Genomic DNA, 18,074 nt, shown 5'->3' with positions numbered 1-18,074 from the left:
TCCGGTGATCGCCGACGGCAAGGCGATTTCCGCGACCGGTGGGCGGCGCCCCGGGGACGGGGCGCCACGCGGGTTCAGGCCTGCTTCGGCGCGGCCTGCTGGACGACCTCGAAGGACCACACCGTGGATCCGGTGGCGGCCGGCCTGGGGCGCTCGCCGCCGCCCTCGCCGCCCTCGCGGTGCGCGGCCTGCATCGGGCCGGACATCCAGTTGCGGAAGTCCTCCTCGCTGCGCCACCGCGTGTACACGAGGTACTGGTCGGTGCCCTCGACCGGGCGCAGCAGCTCGAACCACTCGAAGCCGTCCGAGCTCTCGACGGCGCCCGCGCGCGAGGCGAACCGCTGCTCCAGGACCTCGCGCTGCTCGGCCGGGACGGTCAGTACGTTGATCTTTACCACGCTGGGCACATGACACCTCTCACCAAGAAGGGACCCGGTCGGGCGCCCGATCCGGACCATGTGCGTGCAGTCTCCTACATCCGGCGGCCCGGGAAGCGCGAGGGCGACGGCAAGTCGTCCGGCTGCGTCGGTCACGGCTGCGCGACGCGGGTGAGGACGACCGCGTAGCGGCATTCGGCATCTCCGGTGTTGGCGAAGACGTGCGGGACGGGTTCGTCGATCTCGATCGAGTCGCCCGCGTCGAGTTCGTGCACCGCATCGCCTTCGTGGAAGGTCAGCCGGCCGTCGAGCACCCAGACGGCCACCCGCTGGAAGGCCAGGGACGCCGCCGGGTACGGCACGCGGGCGCCGGGTGGCAGGTGGACCTCGGCGATGTCGGCGGGGAACCTCGGCCCGGTGATCTGGCGCCGGCGGTATCCGGTGGCCGGATCGTGCCATTCCGCGGCGTCGGCCGTCCGGTGCACCCCGGGGGCCTCGGCGGGGGTGAGCAGGGCGGAGAGGGGGATTTGGAAGGCGGCGGCCAGTTTGCCGAGGACGACGGCGGTGGGGCTGCTCTCGGCGCGCTCGATCCGGTTGATCATCGCGCGGGACACACCGGAGGCGTCCGCGACCTGGGCCAGGGTCCACCGGTGCCGCTCCCGTTCACTGCGGATGCGAGCTGCGATCTGCGCGACCAGCGGATCTACTATATTGGACACAGCTTCTACTATATAAGAAAGAAGGCGGCCGGGCACGGCCACCGTGCCCGGCCGGCAGAACCGGCCCGTCGGGACCGCCGATCTCCGACAACCCGATTCCACCTGCTGGAGGACCCATGGACATCGGTCTCGCACTGCCCACCGCCGGGCCGCAGACCTCGCCGGAGACCATCGTCAAGGTCGCCAGGGAGGCCGAACGGCTCGGTTACTCCTCCCTGTGGACGTTCGAGCGCCTGCTCCGCCCGCTCGAAAAGGTCGTGCTGTGGACGGGGGGCGAACCCGCGATGCTGCCGGAGTTCTACGGCTCGGTGTACGAGCCGCTGGAGACGCTGAGTCATGTCGCCGCCGTGACCGAGCGCATCAAGCTGGGCACCGCGATCCTGGTGGCGCCGCTGCACGTTCCCGTGATGCTCGCCCGCAGGCTCGCCACCCTGGACCGGTTCAGCGGCGGCCGGGTCGTCGCCGGCCTGGGGCAGGGCTGGCAGCACATCGAGTTCGAGACGGCGAACGTGCCGAGCGCCCGCAAGGGCGCCCGCACGGAGGAATTCATCGCGGCCATGCGGGCCGCGTGGGGCCCGGACCCGGTCCGGCACGAAGGCGAGTTCTACCGGATCGCGCCGTCGCAGGTGAACCCCAAGCCGGTCCAGGCCCGCGTTCCGGTACTGCTGGCCGCGAATGCGCCGGCCGCCGTCAAGCGGGCCGGCCGGATCGCGGACGGACTGATCCCGATCACCTCCTCGGCCGGGGAACTGCGCGGCATCGTGTCCACGTTGCACGACGCCGCCCAGGAGGCGGGCCGCGACCCCGGGGACCTCATGGTGGTCAACCAGGCGCCCTGGCCGACCCCCCTGACCCGTGAACCGATCGGGGAGGGCCGGCCCTTCCTCGGCGGATCGCCGCGGCAGGTCGCCGAGGACCTCATGGCCGCCCGCGAGAGCGGTGCGACCGAGGTGTACCTCGCCGGCGGCCAGGGCCTCGGGCTCGACGAGGGGCTCCAGGCCGCCGACGTCGACCGGTGGCTCGGGCTGCTCGGTGAGGTGATCGAGGCGGCCGACCGCCTCGGCGTCCGCGCGCCGTGAGCACCCGTGCCGGCGGAAAATCGGGTGCTCACGGCCGGCCCGCGTGTCACGCTGCCCGGCGGAGTCGTCGTCCCCGACCTGGAGGAGTGCGCTGTGCCCGAGAGCGGTTCGCATGCGGTGTCGGCCCTGTTCTCGCAGGGGCGGCTCACGGTCGTCCCGCGCCGGGCGGCGCGGCGCGAGCAGTTGCTGCGGCATCTGACCGAGACCCTGTTCCGGCCGGGACGGGACTACCACGAGCGCGAGGTCAACGAGGCGCTGCGGACGGTGCACGACGACTGCGCGGCCCTGCGCCGCTACCTGGTGGAGGGCGGCTGGCTGGAACGGTCGGCGGACGGGTCCGCGTACCGCCGGAAGCGCTGAGCCGAGGCCCGAGCGGACTCGGTCGGGGCCGGTCCGGCCGTCAGCGGGTGGCGCTGTCCCGCGGCCGGCCCGGGCCGTCGGGACCGGCGGCGCCGGGACCGCCCGGCGCGGGCTGCCGCTGCCCCGGCGCGAGCAGCAGGACGCACACGGCGATGACCCAGAGCCCGGCGAGCCCGAGGCCGATGAAGCCGGCGAACGGGATGAACATCAGCACGCCCAGGACGAAGGCCGCCCATCCCAGCCAGTGCGGCAGCGGACCGCCGTCGCTGCGGGAGACGGCCGGTCCCGCCCCGAGCAGCATGACGCCGATGCCCGCCAGGATGGGCATGAACAGGTCGCTGCCGAGGGCGTTGAGTGCCTGGAGCGCGCCCCCGCCGACCAGGGGGCGGTCGCTGGCCTCGACGAGGCTGAGGGTGAGCCCGGCGCTGATCCAGAAGCCGAGGGCGGCCAGGATGCCGCCGGCGAAGGCGACCTGGGGCAGCCAGCCGGTGCGGTCGGACGCGGCCAGGACGTGCCGCAGGTAGCCGGCGAAGAACGCCAGGAAGAGTCCGGCGACGAGCAGCAGGTAGAGGCCGACGCCCTGCCTGGTGTCGTGGGTGAGGTAGAACGCCCTGACCGCGACCCCGGAACTGCCGATCCCCGGGGTGTCCCCCTGGAGCGCGTAGGAGACGGCGGCGAGGATCACGGCCGCCAAGCCGGTGAGCGGTCCGAGTCGCATCGGGGGTCTCCGATCCGTCCGTTGGCCCCCCAGACCGGTGGATGTCCGTACCGATGCTGTCACGGCTCGTGTGGGGCCGCCCACCGGCGGCGCCCACCCGGGGCGGGTCCGGTACGGCTCAGAGGGCCTCGGCGACGGCGGCCCGCTCGGGCGTGGCCGCGGCCTGCGCGGGCAGCGTCACCTGGACGACCGTCTGGGCGCGGCGCTCCCGGCGGAAGACGTACGCGGCGAGGGAGCCGGAGCCGACCAGGGCGATGGCGGAGGTGGCGGTGCCGAGCCAGCCGGCGCCGAGCCACTGACCGCCCGCGTAACCCAGCCCGACGCTGTACGCGGCCCAGGCCAGGCCGGCCAGCGCCGACCAGGGCAGGAACTCGCGGATGCGGCGGTGCGCGGCGCCCGCGCTGAGGCTGACGACGGAGCGGCCGGCCGGGGCGAAGCGGGCGAGCACGACGAGCGCGCCGCCGCCGCGGGACAGGACCGCGCCGAGGATCTCCTGGGCGGTGGAGAGCCGGCGGGAGTGCGCCACGTGCTGGTCGATCCAGTCGCCGCCGCGCCAGGCGAGGCGGTACGCGGCCAGGTCGCCGAGGGTGGAGGCGACGGCAGCGCAGATCAGCAGGGCGAGCACATCGAGGAGGTCGTTGCCGCCGGCGGCGGTGCCCGCCGTGACGGCCGAGATCAGCAGGACGCCGCTCGGCATCACCGGCAGGAAGACGTCGAGCACGATGGATGCGGCTACCAGGGCGTAGATCCACGGTGAATCGAACAGGGAACCTGCTCCGATGAACACCGCGTCCTCCTCTCCCGGCGAGTGCGCGGCGCCTTCGGGGTGTGAGGCGGTGTCGCGCAGAAGCGGTTCTTCTGCGATCCGCTCTCAGCCGTACAGCGTACGCCAGCCATGCTCCTGTGATCCCCTCGGGGGCGCGTGACGTTTTCCTCATCTTCGATGGTGAGCATCGGGAATAGCACGCGATTAACCGGGAGGGAGGACAGAACGTCCCCGGAACGAGATGTTCCGCCCGGGTCCCGGTTCACATCATGGACATGCCACACATTCGGCGCCCCGCCGGCCCGCGCCCGGAAGTCGCACACGAGTACGCCTGCGGACCGGCCGGCCCGCTCCGGCGGCCCGGAAATCCACGCTCACCCGAATGAGTGAGTGCAGGGCACTCCGCCCGGTGGGTAGTTTCCGAGAGGAAAGCGGCCGAAGGCAGGGGGACCACCGCACAACAAACCTCGTTTCAGCGTGAATTGATTGTTCTAACCGCGCCTTTGTGGGCGTGGGCCATCAGGCCGCAAGGGAAGGACCATTCATGACGGTTGAGCCGGGTGTCGCGCCGGAGGCGGCGACGGAGAACGGCCAGTCGCAGCGGAGTCTGGGCACCGCTGCCGCGCGGAATTTGGCGACGACCACCAAATCCGCGCCGCAGATGCAGGGAATCACGTCGCGCTGGCTGCTGCGGGTGCTGCCGTGGGTCGAGGCCGCCGGCGGCGCCTACCGGGTCAACCGGAGGCTCAGCTACTCGGTGGGCGACGGGCGGGTGGACTTCATCCAGACCGGCTCCGAGGTCCGGGTGATCCCGGCGGAGCTCGGCGAACTGCCCCTGCTGCGCGGCTTCACCGAGGAGGCGGTACTGGCCTCGCTCGCCGGGCAGTTCGAGCAACGGGAGTACGCGGCCGGCGAGACGATCGTGGCCGCCGGGCAACCGGCCGACCACGTCTTCCTCGTCGCCCACGGAAAGATCAACAAGCTGGCCCCGGCCAAGTGGGACGGCCAGGGCGTGATCGGCAGCATCGCCGACGGCGACCACTTCGGCTCCGAGGGCCTGGCCGGCCCCGACAGCACCTGGGAGTACACCGCCAGGGCGGCCACCCCGGTCACCGCGCTCGCGCTGCCGCGCCAGGCCTTCCAGTCCGTCATGCAGCAGGCCGACGGGCTGCGCGAGCACGTCGCGGGCTTCGTCACCGGAACCCAGCAGGCACAGAACAAGTACGGCGAGAAGGCCATCGAACTGGCCTCGGGCCACGTCGGGGAGCCGGACCTGCCCGGCACCTTCGTGGACTACGACCTCTCCCCGCGCGAATACGAGCTGAGCGTCGCCCAGACCGTGCTGAAGGTCCACACCCGCGTCGCCGATTTGTACAACCAGCCCTACAACCAGGTCGAGCAGCAGGTGAAGCTGACCATCGAGGCACTGCGCGAACGGCAGGAGCACGAACTGGTCAACAACCGGGAGTTCGGGCTCCTGCACAACGCCGACTACCGGCAGCGCATCACCACGCACTCCGGCCCGCCCACCCCCGACGACCTCGACGAACTGATCAGCCGGCGCCGCAACGCCCAGTATCTGCTGGCCCATCCGCGGGCCATCGCGGCCATCGGAAGGGAATTCAACAGCCGCGGTCTCGTACCGCACAGCATCGATTTCCACGGCCAGCACGTTCCGTCGTGGCGTGGAATCCCGATCCTCCCCTGCAACAAGATCCCCATCTCCCGTGAGAACACCACCTCGATCCTGGTGATGCGTACCGGCCAGGACAACCAGGGTGTGATCGGCCTGCACCAGACGGGAATTCCGGACGAGTACGAGCCCGGGCTCTCGGTGCGTTTCATGGGGATCGACGAGAAGGCGATCATCTCCTATCTCGTCAGCACCTACTATTCCGCGGCCGTCCTCGTCCCCGACGCCCTCGGCGTCCTGGAGAACGTGGACATCGCACGTCCCGGAGCGTAGCCCCGGCCGGCACGCGGCCGGCGGGAGCGGCGGCCGCGTGCTCGCGGAACCCCCGGACGGGGCGGGGGTTTTCCCCACCCCGCTTCCGGTGGGCGGCCTGATTCCGGGCACAACGGGCGCTCCGTAGCGTCCTGGGTATGACGAAGAGCACCCGCACGTTGAGGACATTCGCCGCCGCCGCGGGCGTCGTGGCGCTGATCGGTACGGCGTCCGCCTGCGCGAACGCCTCCGACGACAGCGAGCCGGAGCGCAAGAGCTTCGCGCTCGACGGGAGCGAGCTGACCATCGACTCCTCCGACAGCAAGGTCGTGGTGCGGCCGGCCGACGTGGACGAGGTCCGGGTCACCCGGTGGTTCGACGGCTGGGCCGTGTTCGGCGACACCCCGAAGGCCACCTGGTCGATGCACGGCCACACCCTGACCTTCCGCACCAAGTGCCAGGGCGCGGTGCAGAACTGCTCGGTGCGCCACGAGGTGCTGGTGCCGCGCGGGGTCCGCCTGACGGTGGTCAACGGCGACGGCAGCGTGGAGGCGAGCGGTTTCAGCACCCCGCTGAAGCTCACCACCCGCGACGGCTCGGTCGTCGTCCGGGACGTGACCGGACCGCTCCGGCTCTCCAGCGGTGACGGCCGGATCGACGCGGGCGGCATCGGCTCCCGCGAGGTCAGCGCCCACACCTCGGACGGCTCGGTGAAGCTGGCCTTCGACAAGGTGCCCGACCTCGTCGAGGCGACGAGCGGCGACGGCCGGGTCAGCGTCGCGCTGCCCCACGAGAACTACAGGGTCTCCGCGCGCTCGGGCGACGGGCACGTCAGTGTCGACGTTCCCCGTGACGACACCAGCGGCCACGTCGTGACGGTCCGTACGGGCGACGGCTCGGTGAGCGTCACGGAAGCCGGCCGCTGACCGCAACCGCCCGGCCCGTGTATTCGTCCCAGCCAGGTGGGAGACTGGAGCGGACAACCACCGGCGGCGGACCTGCGGGAGAGGGCGACTGTGACGACGGCACGCTCGTGGTGGCGGCGTGGGGACAATCTGCGCGCCGACGCCCAGGCCGCGAAGGACGCCGCCGCCGAGGCGTTCTACGAGCTGGACACGGCCCAGCGCGACCTGGTCATCTCCATAGAGACCATCACCGCGGTCGACAGCTCCCCCGCCGCGCGGCGCGCGAGCGAGGACTTCCGGGCCCTCGGCGAACGCATCGACCAGGTCAGCGCCGCCTACATCGCGGCGGTCGACGCCTACGACCTGGACCGCGACGAGTTGGAGGCCGCCACCGCGGCCCGTGCCCGCACCGAGCTCACCAAGGCGAAGGACGACCTGGTCCGTGCCAGGAAGGACCTGGACGCCTTCGCCCGGGGGCTCGGCCCGCTGCTCGACAAGGCCGAGACCCAGCTCGCCCGTCTCGCCCCGGCCGTGGAACGGGCCCGGCAGGCCCTGCTCGCCGCGTCCAACGCACTGGACGCGGTACGGGCCTCGGGCCTTCGCGCGGACGACCTCGCGGCCCGGCTGGCCGCCCTAGGCCCGGAACTGACCAAACTCAACCAGGGCGCCGGAACGCACGGCGTCCAGGAGACCATCCGCCGCGGCGACGAGGTGCTGCGCACGGCCGAAGCCATCCGCGCCGAGGCCGAGCGGCTGCCCGAGCGGGCCCGTGAGATCGACAAGCGGATCGTGTCGCTGCGCACCCGGACCCAGGCCCTGGCCACCCGCACCGAGGGCGTCGATCCGGTCCTCAGCGAGCTGCGCCGCCGCTTCAGCATGGCGTGCTGGCAGGACCTGCAGCACGTGCCGGAGCGGGCGACGGAGGCCGTGGGCCGCGCGGAACAGAAGCTCCAGGAGGCCGCGAAGGCCCGGGACGAGCAGCGCTGGCCGGACGCGACGGCCCTGCTCGGCACGGTACGGGCGCTGCTCGACGACGCCGACGCGGCGGTGTCCGCGGCCGGGGACCGGCTGCGGCGGCTCAACGAGGTCAGCAAGGACCCGCAGGGCGAGATCGAGCGGACCCGGTTCGCCGTCCGGGACGCGCAGCGGCTGGCCATGCAGGGCCGTACGACACCGGAGCAGCGGCACGCGCGCCCCCTCGACGAGGCGGTCGCCCGGCTCGACCGCGCCGTCGAAGGCCTCCAGGGCCGGCACCCCGACTGGTGGCACTTCCTCACGGAGACGGCGGCGGTACGCGAGACGGCGGCCCGCGTCGTCACCGCGATCCGCGAGGACCGCGCCACGGGGCGGCCCTGACCGCGCCGGCCGTTCGGCTGTCCGCGCCATCTCGCGCCCTTCGGGTGCAAGGATGCGGGCTACGGAAGGGGAGAGTGGGGCGTTTGGCCGGCCGGCGGTACGCGGCACAGCGGCCCGGGTCGCCGCCGCCATCCGCGAGGACCGCGCCTCGAAACGCCCCTGACCGCCCCCGCCCGTTCGACTGTCCCGCCGTCCCGCGCCCTTCGGGCGCAAAGCAGCGGGCTGCGGGTGTGGCGCAGGTCCGGTCGCCTTTCCGTTGGCGGGGGTCTCGTTGCCGTCCGCGGGTGCAGTCGGTCGCTTCCACGCCCACCCCCGGTGGTGGGCGCGCCGCCGTGACCGGCGTCTGCGGGTGCTTCGGGGTGCTGTTGAGGGAGCTGAGGGACATCGGGCTCGCTTTCGCCGGCATACACGGCGGAACAGAACCCGATGTCGGGGAATCACCCGCAGACGCCGGTTGCGGCGGGCGAACCACCCACGAACGGTGGGCGTGGCAACCAGCCATCCGCACCCGCGGACGGCAACAAGACCGCACCGTACGAACAACCGGCCCCGCTCCGGCGCCTGGCCCCCGGCCGCCCACCGCCCGCACAGCGAAGGCCGGCCCCAGGCATCCACCCTCCCCGTCCGCAGCCGGCCGCTTTGCACCCGAAGGGCGCGAGACGGCGGGACAGCCGAACCACCACCGCCGGCAGCACTCCCGCCGGCGTCACCGCATCCCGCGGCCCCTCAGCCGCAGCAGCCGCCGCCGCAGCAGCCCCCGCCGCCCGCGGCCGGGCGAGGGGCCGTCGCCGCGGAGCCGGCGGCGGTGCCGCCGACCGCGACCGTCGACAGGAGCTTGACGGTGTCGTCGTGCCCGGCGGGGCACTCCGCGGGCGCGGAGGACTCGGCCATCGGCCGGCTCAGCTCGAACGTGGTGCCGCAGGAGCGGCAGCGGTACTCGTAACGGGGCATGGGCACAGATTAACCACGGCTCACAGCCTGCGCGCCAGGGTCAGCCCGTCCGCCACCGTCAGCAGCAGCGCCTCGACGCGCCCGTCGGACGCGACACGGTCGTTGAACGCCCGGATCCCCGCCGTGTCACCCGTGGGGCGCGGGTCCACGACCCGCCCGTGGAAGAGCGTGTTGTCGGCGGCGATGATCCCGCCGGGCCGCATCCGCGGCACCAGCTCCTCCCAGTAGTCGACGTAGCCGCCCTTGTCGGCGTCGAGGTAGACGAGGTCGATCCACGGCTCGCGCGGCAGCGCCCGCAGTGTGTCCAGCGCGGGCGCGATCCGCAGGTCCACACGGTCGGCGACACCGGCCTTGGCCCAGGCCTCACGTGCGACCGCGGTCCACTCCTCGGAGATGTCGCAGGCGATGAGCCGCCCGTCCGCGGGCAGCGCCTGCGCCATGGACAGCGCGGAGAATCCGGTGAAGGTGCCGACCTCGACGACCTGCCGCGCCCCGGTCAGCCGGACCAGGAAGGCCAGCAGCGGGCCCTGCTCGCGCGCCGACTGCATGGCCGCCGCGGTGCCGAAGCGGGCGCGCGTGATCTCCACCAGCTCCTCCTGGACCGGGTCCAGGGGCGGATTGTGGTCGAGGACATACGCGTACAGTTCGGGCGTGAGCTGCGGGTTCTTGGTCTCGGGCACGGCTGCTCCTTAAGGTGGCGGCATGTACGTGGATGACGTCCTCGCCCTGGTGCCCAGCATGCCAGGCAGGCGGGTGCTGCTGGGGCTGGCGGGCGCGCCCGCGGCGGGCAAGTCGACCCTGGCCCGGGCGATGGTGGAGGGGGTCGACGCGCGCCTCGGCGCGGGCACGGCGGCGTACGTGCCGATGGACGGCTTCCACCTCTCCAACGCCCAGTTGGACCGGCTGGGGCTGCGCGGCCGCAAGGGCGCGCCGGAGACCTTCGACGTGGACGGCTACGTCCATCTGCTGCGGCGGCTGCGCTCGTCACGTGACCGCACCGTCTACGCGCCGGACTTCGACCGTGCCCTGGACGAGCCGGTCGCGGCGGGGATCGCCGTGCCGCCGCAGGCCCGGCTGGTGGTGACGGAGGGGAACTACCTGGCCGACGACGCCGCCGGCTGGCACGAGGTCAGGGACCTGCTGGACGAGCTGTGGTTCGTCGAGGCCGATCCCGCGGTCCGCGAGGAGCGGCTGCTGGCACGGCATGTGACGGGCGGTCGCACGGATACGGAGGCCCGGGCCTTCATCGAGGCCAGCGAACGGCCGAACGCGCTGCGCGTCGAGGCGACGCGCAGCGCGTGCACGCGGGTGGTGCGGCCGGACGGGGTCAGCGGCGCGCCACGCTGAGCATCCGGCGCAGGATCTCCTCCCCCGCCGCGACGCCCGGCAGGGCCAGCGCGTCGACGTGCGGCGCGCCCCAGCCGGTGTCGGCGAGTTCGCCGTGGCCGGGACGCCAGGCGGTGTGGGCGGCGAGCAGCAGCTCCGCGTCCAGGAGGGAGTCGCCCGCGGCGAGCACGTGGTCGGCGCCGGTGCGGCGGACGACCTCGGCCAGGGCCGCGGACTTGGTGAGCGGCTTGGGCACGGCGTAGATCTTGCGGCCCTGCAGAGACACCGTCCAGCCGCGCTCGTCCGCCCATTCGGCGAGGTCCTTCACCCAGAGCTCGGGCAGCAGCGACCGCTCCACGACCAGGTAGACGAACAGCTCCTCGGCGACGCGCTCCTTGCGCAGCCAGGACTCGTCCGCGGTGCGGGCCATGTAGGCGCGGACCTCGTCCAGCGGCGCGCAGCCCTCGGCGAGGCGGCGGCGCATCTCGGCGTTCCACTCGTGGTCGGTGTGGCCCTTGACCAGGATGTGCCCGCCGTTGGCGCAGATCGCGTACCGCGGGACCGGGCCCGGCAGGTTGATGCGCCGGTACTGCTTGCGGGTGCGGGTCGTGGCCGGGACGAACTCGGCGGCTGCCGCGAGCCGCTGGATCAGCGCGGCGGCGGTCTCGGTCATGAAGGACAGCGGCCGGCCCTCGTGCACCTCGACGCACAGCAGCCGCGGCGCCTCTTCGTCGGCCATGGACAGGGCCAGGGCCGACGGCGAGTAGATGAGGGTGCGGTCCAGGTCGCTGGCGACGAGGGACTTCACGATCTCCGGGCGCTGCTTCACTTGGCCTCCACCGCCTTGCCGTCCGTGCCGGTCGCGCCCCGGGTGAAGCGCGGGTGGATCAGCCCGACGCACGAGTACGGCAGGTCGTCCACCTCCTCCACCGGGACGCCGCGCTGCTCGGCGAGCAGCCGGATGTGCGCCAGGTCGGCTCCCGCGCCGCGCCGGGCGAGCACCCGCCACGGCACGCGGCGCAGCATCACCCGGGTGGTCTCGCCGACGCCCGGCTTGACCAGGTTGACGTCCCCGATCCCGTACTCCTCGCTGATCCGCTCGACCGCGGCCCAGCCCTCCCAGGTGGGCGTGCGGTCGCCGGCCTGGAGTTCCTTGACGTCCTGGGCGACCTCGTCGGCCACGGCGCCGAAGCGGGCCGAGACCTCGTCCAGGAAGAGGCCGGAGACGTCCGAACCGGCCAGCTCGCGGTAGAACTTGGCGCCGTGGAACTCGTCGGGGCCGATGAGGTCGGCGCGCAGCACGGTGCGCGAGACCAGGCCGGAGACGGTGGAGTTCAGGCACGCGGACGGGATGAGGAAGTCGTCGCGGGTGCCGAAGGTGCGGACGCACGACCCGGGGTCGGCCAGCACCGCGATCTCCGGATCGAAGCCCCCGAACGGGGCCACGGCGTCGGCCAGTTCGCGGGTGATGGCGCCCTTGCCCGTCCAGCCGTCCACGAACACCGCCCGTGCGGGGTCGTGGTGTTCGGCCAGCCAGCGCAGGGCGGTGGTGTCGATGCCCCGGCCGCGGACGATGGACACGGCGTAGTGCGGCAGGTCCAGGCCGTGCGCGTGACGGGCCCAGCGGCGCATCAGCACACCGACGGGGGTGCCCGCGCGGGCCAGCGACACCAGGACGGCCTGCGGGCCGCGTTCGGCGAGCACCAGCTCGGTCACGGCGCCGACGGCGCGGGCGATCCGGCCGGCGGAGTCCGCCAGCGCGTTCCGGAACAGCTCCTGGTACTCCGCGCTGGGCTGGTACTCCACCGGCAGCGACTCCGCGTAGTGCGCCCCGCCGCTCTGGATGGCCTCCTCGCGCTCCTCGGTGGGCGCCTCCAGCTCGACGTCGGAGAGGTCCTTCAGCAGCCAGCCGACCTCGTCGGGCGCGTACGAGGAGAACGCGGGCCCGCGCAGCGGCTCCGGGAGCGTCGGGGCGGGCGGGCGGGGTTCGTACGAGGGCACCACGGCCAGCAGGAGCCTTTCGGTGTGGCCGGCGAGCTGCGCGAGCAGCCCTCCGGGAGCGTGCAGGGCGGGCGTGTCGCCCGCGCTGTCCACGACGGCGACGACGGCGTCGAAGCCCGCGCCCGCCACGTTGTACGCGTGGCGCTCACCGGGCCCGTCGGCCGGGTCGTCGTGGTCGGGGAAGGTGATCCGGGTACGTATCGCGTACCCCGGGTCGTCCACGGCCAGGACCGGCGAACGGGTCGTCGTGGAGAAGCGCACCTCCACGGCGGGCAGGGCGTCCTGGAGGGCCTGCGCCAGCCGCAGCGGGGCGTACATCAGCTCCTCGTTGCCGAGGACGAGGACGCGGGGTGCCGGGCCGTCGCCGACGACGCCCAGGCCCTCCGCCAGGCGGGCCGCCATCGCGGGCAGCGCCGCCTCCAGCCGCGCGCGGTGTACGGGCGTGAAGCCGTGCCGGCCGCCGTCGGGCAGCCCGGCGGGCCAGTCCAGGTGCACCCGGTGCGGCGCCGCGGCCGCGGCCGGGCGCGCGGGTGCCGCGGCGCCGTGCGCGGCCACCAGCGCCTGGCCCCGCTCCAGCACCCCGTCCGGCAGGCCGACCGTGCCCGAGGCCAGGGCGACGACGTCGACGCCCGCGCCGAGGTCCGCCGCGAAGCGGGCGAGCAGTGCGCGGTCGGCCTCCGAGCGCATGTCGACCAGGGCGACCACGACGTACCGGCGTCGCGGGTGGCGGGCGTGCAGCGCGCGCACCGTGTTGAGCACCGTCCGGCCGGTCGAGAACTCGTCGTCGACCAGCACCAGCGGCCCGTCCCCGGCCAGCAGGCCGCGGTCCTCGGGCAGCAGCAGGTGCGAGGTCGCGTGGCTGTGCTCCTCCTCGAAGCCGCCGACCGCCTCGACCCCGGGGACGGGGCGCCGCGTGGAGTGCAGGTACGGGGCGATGCCGACGCCGTCGGCCACGGCGTGCCCGAGGCCGGTCGCGGTCTCGGCGTAGCCGAGCACCACGGCCCGGGCCGCCTCCTCCTCGCCGAGCAGCTCTCGCACACGCACGCCGAGCCCGTACCCGGCGTCGTAGACGACCTGCGGGCGCTGCGGCACGTGCTTGCCCAGCACATTGGAGACCAGCAGGTGCGCCCGCTTGGGGTTGCGGCGCAGGGCGAGGCCGAGCAGTCCGCTCAGGCCCTCTCCCCGCAGGGTGACACCGAGCCGGTCGGCGACCCACTGCCCGGACCAGACGTCCTCTACTGCCATGCGCTCGGCACTCTCCCTCTCGTGGCCGGTCACGACGGCACGCACGCGGAGAGCAGCTCGACGAAGCCGATCTCCTCCCGTGCCACGCCGAAGACCTCGGCGCGCCGCACGGTGCGCTCGGCCCAGGCGCGGTGCGGCTTCACCTCGTTCATCTTGTTCGTGTAGGCCGAGCGCAGCACGCCCCCGCCGCTGCGGTCCTCGTGGAGTATGTCGGCCGCGTCGCTCCACTCCTCGTGGGAGACGACGCTGAGCGCGTGCACGGGCTGGACGTGCGAGGGGTGGATGCAGGTCTTGCCCTGCAGGCCGTTCGTCCGGTCCAGTTCGATCTCGCGGAGCAGCCCGTCCATGTCCCGCTGGATCAGGGCCTCGCGCAGGTCGACGGCCGCGGGGATGAAGGGGCTCTGCCGCAGCAGTGGCTTGAACATGCGCTCGGAGTGCTTGAAGTACTCCCAGACCGGTCCGGTGATGGTGAAGCCGGTGCCGTCGGCGCGCCCGAGGACGTTGACCACGTCGGCGATGATCGAGGCGACGATGCGGACGTCGTAGGCGGTCATGTCGGGCGAGCGGCGCAGCCCGTAGGCGGAGCAGAAGTCGGTGACGCCGAGCCGCAGCGCGAGGACGCGGTCGCGGTACTTGTCGACGGTGCGGGAGATGCCGTACAGCGTCTCGGTGCGGGTCTCCAGGTGGAGCAGCTGCGGGGACTCCAGGACCGGCATGGCGAACAGCCGCCGTCCGCAGTCCGCCTCGGCGGCGGCGAGGGCCTCCAGGAAGGGGACCCCGGACTCCTCGGTGAACTTGGGGAGCACGAACCCGGAGAGCAGGCGGACGTCGTCGCCGAGCCGGCGCACGAGGTCGGTGATCTGGCCGGGGGTGCGGACGCGGATGAAGAGCAGCGGGGGGTCGCCGTCGGGGATCCGGTGGGACAGTTCGCCGAACTGGCGGACCAGGTTCTCCTCCGCGGTCTCGACCTCGCGGTCGTCGATGGAGTCCTCCAGGCACAGCACCATCGAGACGACCCCGCGCGCGGCCTGCTTGAGCACGTCGTCGGCGAGCCGCGAGCGGGTGGCCGGGCAGTAGAGGGTGGCGCCGAGGGCGACGGCCAGCGTGCCGGCCGGTGAGGCCGCGGTGAACTCCGCGGGCTCCCGGTGGAAGAGCTCGTTCCGTACGTCCGGTGCGAGGTGCCCGAAGTGGCGCATGCGTTCCCCCGTGGCAGGTGGTGGTTGGAGAGGTGGGAAGCGTCCCCCGACGCCGTGTGGCCGATTATCGTACGTGCGAGCCCCCTGCGGACGTTCCCGGCGTACGTGAAAATCAGGTAACCCCCTCGGGTCCGGTACATGTCGGCCTGTCCGCATCTCTCCCCTCCGGCACACCCGTCACACGCCCCGCGTTGTGGACGCGGCCCCCGGGAGGGCAGGATTACGCGCATGACGCAGGCGATGGTGAAGGGCTCCAACATCCCGGTGACGGCCTCGGCGGTGCGGGCGGTGCTCCGCTGGAGCCCGGGGGCGGGTGTGCCGGACGTGGACGCCTCGGCGCTGCTGCTGGGCGCGGACGGCCGGGTGCGCTCGGACGAGGACTTCATCTTCTACAACCAGCCCCGGCACCCCGGGGGCGCCGCCCGGCACCTGCCCAAGCGCAGCGAGCCGGCCGGGCTGACGGACGCGGTCGAGGTGGACCTGACCGCGCTCGAGGCGGGCGTGGAGCGGGTGGTCGTCGCGGCCTCCTCGGACGGCGGCCCCTTCGCCCTCGTCTCCGACCTGACGGTGCTGCTCTACGACACGGCCGCGGGCTCCGACGCCGAGCCGCTGGCGCTCTTCGACGTCGTCCCGGACACCGGCGACGAGTCGGCGCTGATCTGCGGCGAGCTGTACCGCAGGGCGGGCGGCTGGAAGTTCCGTGCGCTGGGGCAGGGCTACGCCTCGGGGCTGGAGGCGCTGGCCACCGAGTTCGGCATCACCGTGGAGGAGGGCGACCTCGACGAGGCGCCGCCGCCGCGGCCCGAGGGCGAGGCCCCGGCGCCGCAGCCCGTGCCGCCGACCGTCGCGGTGACCGGCGAGCCGGACGCGTACACCCTGCAGGCCCCGGCGCCGGTGCCCCCGCAGCCCACCGCGCCGCCCGCCTACGGCTACCCGCAGGAGCCGCAGCCGACGGTGGCCGCCCCGGCGTACGGCTACCCCCAGGAGCCGCAGCCCACCGTGGCCGCACCCGCCCCCGGCTACGGCTACCCGCCGCAGCAGCCGGCCCCGACCGCCGCGGCCCCCGCTCCCGCGTACGGCTACCCGCAGCCGGTGCAGGGGTTCCGGCTGCCGCCGATGGGCCCGCAGTTCCAGGAACGCCGCTGAGCGTTCCCGGCAGGGGGCCGCGCGGTCAGACCTTGGTCTTGTAGCCGCGGCCCCACTGCAGGCCCCAGCCGTAGAGCCGGTCGAGCTCGGCCTGGAAGCCGTAGACGTACTTCACCTCGCGGCGCACGGTCAGGTCGCCCTTCTTGTTCTCGATGAGCACCACGGCGCAGGAGCGGGCCTGCGGCTCGCGCTCGTCGAGCAGGATCTCGATCCGCGGGCCCGAACTGGGGAAGATCTCCACCTTGGCGTGGGTGCGGTCGAAGGCCGGCGTGCCGTCGTAGATGTAGACGAAGACGAGCATGCGCTTGAACTCTTCGTGCTTGTCGAGGTTGATGTAGAGCGTCTCGCCGGACGAGCCGCCGAAGCGGTCGTCGCCGGTCATCTGGATGTACGGCGGGGCGTCGAGGTCGCCGAGGAAGTTGCCGAGCGGCTGCACGACGCCCTTGGTGCCGTCGGTCAGCTCGTACATGCACGCCAGGTCGAGGTCGACGTTGACCATGGCGGGGCCGGCGGCCTGCACGGGCTCCGGTTTGAACAGGTGCATCTGGCGGCTCAGCCAGGAGCCGCTGCGCTGGTTCCAACCGCCGGTGTCGGAGGTGCGCATCTGCCAGGACAGGTTGATGCGCAGATTGCCGACGGCCGCGCCCTGCTTGGACAGCGAGACGACCTGGTGCCGCCGGGTGAGTTCGATGGTGTGCGCGTTCGCCATGTCGAACTGCGTGTTGATGCCGCCGCTCGGCCGCAGGAAGTTCCACATGTCCGTCCCTCCCCAGGACGCAGGCCGCCCCCCGCCGGGTCGGCGAGGGGCGGCGTGAGCCGTTTGCCGTGACGAGACGGGGGTCAGACCCCGCTCGTCACCTCCGCTTTGTCGTCCCGCTGCTCGGAGCTTTCCCCGAGACGGCGGTTTCGCACCACCGACGACCAGTAGGAGGCGCCGATCAGGACGACGCCGATGAGGCCGGTGATGACCTCGTTGATCTCGAACCGGATGGTGACCAGGAGGATGACCGCCAGCGCGCCGATCGCGTAGTGCGCGCCGTGCTCCAGGTAGACGTAGTCGTCCAGGGTGCCCTTGCGGACCAGGAAGACGGTGAGCGACCGGATGTACATCGCACCGATGCCGAGGCCGAGGGCGATGATGAAGATGTCGTTGGAGATCGCGAACGCGCCGATGACGCCGTCGAAGGAGAACGACGCGTCGATGACCTCGAGGTAGAGGAAGAGGAAGAACGCCGCCTTGCCCGCCAGGCCCACGGCCGATGCGCCACTGCCGGCCGGCTTGCCGCCCGAGCTCATCTCCTCGAGCTCCTCGTCGGCCTCCTCGGCCTCGTCCTCCAGCTTGTCCTCGAAGTAGCTCGAGATGCCGCCGACGACGAGGTAGGTGATGAGGCCGCCGATGCCGGAGAGCAGCACCGTGGAGGACTTGTCGCCGCCGCCGTGCGGGACGGCGGTGGCGAGGGTGGTGGCGGTGATCAGCAGGGCGACCAGGGCGACGACCACGGAGAGCGTGTCGAGCTTGCCGAGCTTGGAGAGGGGCTTCTCCAGCCAGGCGAGCCACTTGTGCTCACGCTCCTCGAAGATGAAGTCGAGGAAGATCATCAACAGGAACATCCCGCCGAACGCGGCGATCGCCGGGTGCGCGGAGGTGACGAGGTGCTCGTACTGTTCCTTGTTGTTGATCGCCAGGTCGATGGCCTCGATGGGTCCCAGCTTGGCCGTGATCGACACGATGATGATCGGGAAGACAAGGCGCATGCCGAAGACGGCGATCAGAATGCCGATGGTGAGGAAGATCTTCTGCCAGAAGGCATTCATCTTCCGCAGGATGCCGGCGTTGATCACCGCGTTGTCGAAGGAGAGCGAGATCTCCAGCACCGACAGGATGGCGACGAGGGCAAGCCCCTCCGCACCCCACAGATAACCGGCGAGGGCGAGGCCGGCGGCGGTGACACCGAACGACCAGCCGAAAGTTCGGAGGAGCACT

At 72.7% G+C, this 18,074-nt stretch carries 18 protein-coding genes; 7 read left to right on the top strand and 11 right to left on the bottom strand.

From position 1 onward, the window contains the following. Positions 1-74: 74 nt before the first annotated feature. Together CHF15_RS00890 and CHF15_RS00885 are read right to left on the bottom strand one after the other, a co-directional pair. Complete coding sequence (locus CHF15_RS00890) at positions 75-407, bottom strand: antibiotic biosynthesis monooxygenase family protein (RefSeq protein ID WP_089221630.1); 333 nt, start codon at positions 405-407, stop codon at positions 75-77. A gap of 122 nt (positions 408-529) precedes the next feature. Then, positions 530-1,096 carry a helix-turn-helix domain-containing protein gene (locus tag CHF15_RS00885; RefSeq protein ID WP_245938611.1) on the bottom strand — a complete coding sequence of 189 codons (567 nt, stop codon included), beginning with the start codon at positions 1,094-1,096 and terminating at the stop codon, positions 530-532. 116 nt (positions 1,097-1,212) lie between these two features. Between CHF15_RS00885 and CHF15_RS00880 the strand changes: the two genes are divergently transcribed. Continuing rightward, a complete protein-coding gene (locus tag CHF15_RS00880; RefSeq protein ID WP_089221629.1) occupies positions 1,213-2,175 on the top strand; it encodes a TIGR03619 family F420-dependent LLM class oxidoreductase in 963 nt (320 codons plus the stop codon). Between the two features lie 78 nt (positions 2,176-2,253). Beyond that, the gene (locus CHF15_RS00875) at positions 2,254-2,535 is read left to right on the top strand and encodes a DUF2087 domain-containing protein (RefSeq protein WP_089222148.1); all 282 of its coding nucleotides are present in this window, start codon (positions 2,254-2,256) and stop codon (positions 2,533-2,535) included. A 40-nt stretch (positions 2,536-2,575) separates the two neighbouring features. Here the strand turns inward: CHF15_RS00875 and CHF15_RS00870 are convergent, their stop codons facing one another. Both CHF15_RS00870 and CHF15_RS00865 read right to left on the bottom strand, forming a co-directional pair. Beyond that, the gene (locus tag CHF15_RS00870; RefSeq protein WP_089221628.1) at positions 2,576-3,253 is read right to left on the bottom strand and encodes a hypothetical protein; all 678 of its coding nucleotides are present in this window, start codon (positions 3,251-3,253) and stop codon (positions 2,576-2,578) included. A 118-nt stretch (positions 3,254-3,371) separates the two neighbouring features. Next, the gene (locus CHF15_RS00865; protein WP_089221627.1) at positions 3,372-4,040 is read right to left on the bottom strand and encodes a DedA family protein; all 669 of its coding nucleotides are present in this window, start codon (positions 4,038-4,040) and stop codon (positions 3,372-3,374) included. A 523-nt stretch (positions 4,041-4,563) separates the two neighbouring features. Here CHF15_RS00865 and CHF15_RS00860 point away from each other — a divergent pair. The 3 genes from CHF15_RS00860 (at position 4,564) to CHF15_RS00850 (ending at position 8,225) form a co-directional block, all read left to right on the top strand. Beyond that, a complete protein-coding gene (locus tag CHF15_RS00860; RefSeq protein WP_089221626.1) occupies positions 4,564-5,985 on the top strand; it encodes a family 2B encapsulin nanocompartment shell protein in 1,422 nt (473 codons plus the stop codon). A 137-nt stretch (positions 5,986-6,122) separates the two neighbouring features. Next, positions 6,123-6,890 carry a DUF4097 family beta strand repeat-containing protein gene (locus CHF15_RS00855; protein ID WP_089221625.1) on the top strand — a complete coding sequence of 256 codons (768 nt, stop codon included), beginning with the start codon at positions 6,123-6,125 and terminating at the stop codon, positions 6,888-6,890. 90 nt (positions 6,891-6,980) lie between these two features. Further along, positions 6,981-8,225, top strand: coding sequence for a hypothetical protein (locus CHF15_RS00850; RefSeq protein WP_089221624.1), 1,245 nt, complete (start codon positions 6,981-6,983; stop codon positions 8,223-8,225). Between the two features lie 726 nt (positions 8,226-8,951). Here the strand turns inward: CHF15_RS00850 and CHF15_RS00845 are convergent. After that, entirely contained in the window at positions 8,952-9,176 is a 225-nt protein-coding gene (locus CHF15_RS00845; RefSeq protein WP_179279600.1) for an FmdB family zinc ribbon protein, read from the bottom strand. A gap of 20 nt (positions 9,177-9,196) precedes the next feature. Continuing rightward, complete coding sequence (locus CHF15_RS00840) at positions 9,197-9,856, bottom strand: O-methyltransferase (protein WP_089221622.1); 660 nt, start codon at positions 9,854-9,856, stop codon at positions 9,197-9,199. Positions 9,857-9,878: 22 nt separating this feature from the next. Between CHF15_RS00840 and CHF15_RS00835 the strand changes: the two genes are divergently transcribed. Further along, a complete protein-coding gene (locus tag CHF15_RS00835; protein WP_089221621.1) occupies positions 9,879-10,523 on the top strand; it encodes a nucleoside/nucleotide kinase family protein in 645 nt (214 codons plus the stop codon). On the opposite strand, the gene CHF15_RS00830 is transcribed toward CHF15_RS00835, so the two are convergent. Genes CHF15_RS00830 through CHF15_RS00820 form a run of 3 tightly spaced genes read right to left on the bottom strand, consistent with a single transcriptional unit; the run spans position 10,504 to position 14,944 of the window. Then, positions 10,504-11,331 carry an HAD family hydrolase gene (locus tag CHF15_RS00830; RefSeq protein WP_089221620.1) on the bottom strand — a complete coding sequence of 276 codons (828 nt, stop codon included), beginning with the start codon at positions 11,329-11,331 and terminating at the stop codon, positions 10,504-10,506. The genes CHF15_RS00835 and CHF15_RS00830 overlap by 20 nt on opposite strands. Then, positions 11,328-13,748 (bottom strand): phosphoribosyltransferase, encoded by a 2,421-nt coding sequence (locus CHF15_RS00825; protein ID WP_089222147.1) that lies wholly within the window; start codon positions 13,746-13,748, stop codon positions 11,328-11,330. The genes CHF15_RS00830 and CHF15_RS00825 overlap by 4 nt, the downstream gene beginning before the upstream one ends. Positions 13,749-13,777: 29 nt before the next feature. Next, positions 13,778-14,944: an HpcH/HpaI aldolase/citrate lyase family protein gene (locus CHF15_RS00820; protein WP_089221619.1), complete on the bottom strand. Its 1,167-nt coding sequence runs from the start codon at positions 14,942-14,944 to the stop codon at positions 13,778-13,780. A 228-nt stretch (positions 14,945-15,172) separates the two neighbouring features. Here CHF15_RS00820 and CHF15_RS00815 point away from each other — a divergent pair, with 228 nt between their 5' ends. Beyond that, positions 15,173-16,090, top strand: a complete 918-nt coding sequence (locus CHF15_RS00815; RefSeq protein WP_089221618.1) for a TerD family protein — start codon at positions 15,173-15,175, stop codon at positions 16,088-16,090. A gap of 25 nt (positions 16,091-16,115) precedes the next feature. On the opposite strand, the gene CHF15_RS00810 is transcribed toward CHF15_RS00815, so the two are convergent. Continuing rightward, positions 16,116-16,847 (bottom strand): TerD family protein, encoded by a 732-nt coding sequence (locus tag CHF15_RS00810; RefSeq protein WP_089221617.1) that lies wholly within the window; start codon positions 16,845-16,847, stop codon positions 16,116-16,118. A gap of 83 nt (positions 16,848-16,930) precedes the next feature. Further along, complete coding sequence (locus tag CHF15_RS00805; RefSeq protein ID WP_089221616.1) at positions 16,931-18,073, bottom strand: DUF475 domain-containing protein; 1,143 nt, start codon at positions 18,071-18,073, stop codon at positions 16,931-16,933. Position 18,074 lies beyond the last annotated feature (1 nt).

Origin of the sequence: Actinacidiphila glaucinigra (assembly GCF_900188405.1) — a bacterium.
Lineage (GTDB): Bacteria > Actinomycetota > Actinomycetes > Streptomycetales > Streptomycetaceae > Actinacidiphila > Actinacidiphila glaucinigra.
Note: the sequence above shows the minus strand (reverse complement) of the source record. Positions and strands in the feature narration are given on the sequence as shown.

Bases quoted from the DNA above. Each gene is read 5' to 3' on its own strand.
- CHF15_RS00880 (WP_089221629.1), top strand. From the start codon at position 1,213: ATGGACATCGGTCTCGCACTGCCCACCGCCGGGCCGCAGACCTCGCCG.
- CHF15_RS00870 (WP_089221628.1), bottom strand. From the start codon at position 3,253: ATGCGACTCGGACCGCTCACCGGCTTGGCGGCCGTGATCCTCGCCGCC.
- CHF15_RS00860 (WP_089221626.1), top strand. From the start codon at position 4,564: ATGACGGTTGAGCCGGGTGTCGCGCCGGAGGCGGCGACGGAGAACGGC.
- CHF15_RS00855 (WP_089221625.1), top strand. From the start codon at position 6,123: ATGACGAAGAGCACCCGCACGTTGAGGACATTCGCCGCCGCCGCGGGC.
- CHF15_RS00845 (WP_179279600.1), bottom strand. From the start codon at position 9,176: ATGCCCCGTTACGAGTACCGCTGCCGCTCCTGCGGCACCACGTTCGAG.
- CHF15_RS00835 (WP_089221621.1), top strand. From the start codon at position 9,879: ATGTACGTGGATGACGTCCTCGCCCTGGTGCCCAGCATGCCAGGCAGG.
- CHF15_RS00825 (WP_089222147.1), bottom strand. From the start codon at position 13,748: ATGGCAGTAGAGGACGTCTGGTCCGGGCAGTGGGTCGCCGACCGGCTC.
- CHF15_RS00820 (WP_089221619.1), bottom strand. From the start codon at position 14,944: ATGCGCCACTTCGGGCACCTCGCACCGGACGTACGGAACGAGCTCTTC.
- CHF15_RS00815 (WP_089221618.1), top strand. From the start codon at position 15,173: ATGACGCAGGCGATGGTGAAGGGCTCCAACATCCCGGTGACGGCCTCG.
- CHF15_RS00810 (WP_089221617.1), bottom strand. From the start codon at position 16,847: ATGTGGAACTTCCTGCGGCCGAGCGGCGGCATCAACACGCAGTTCGAC.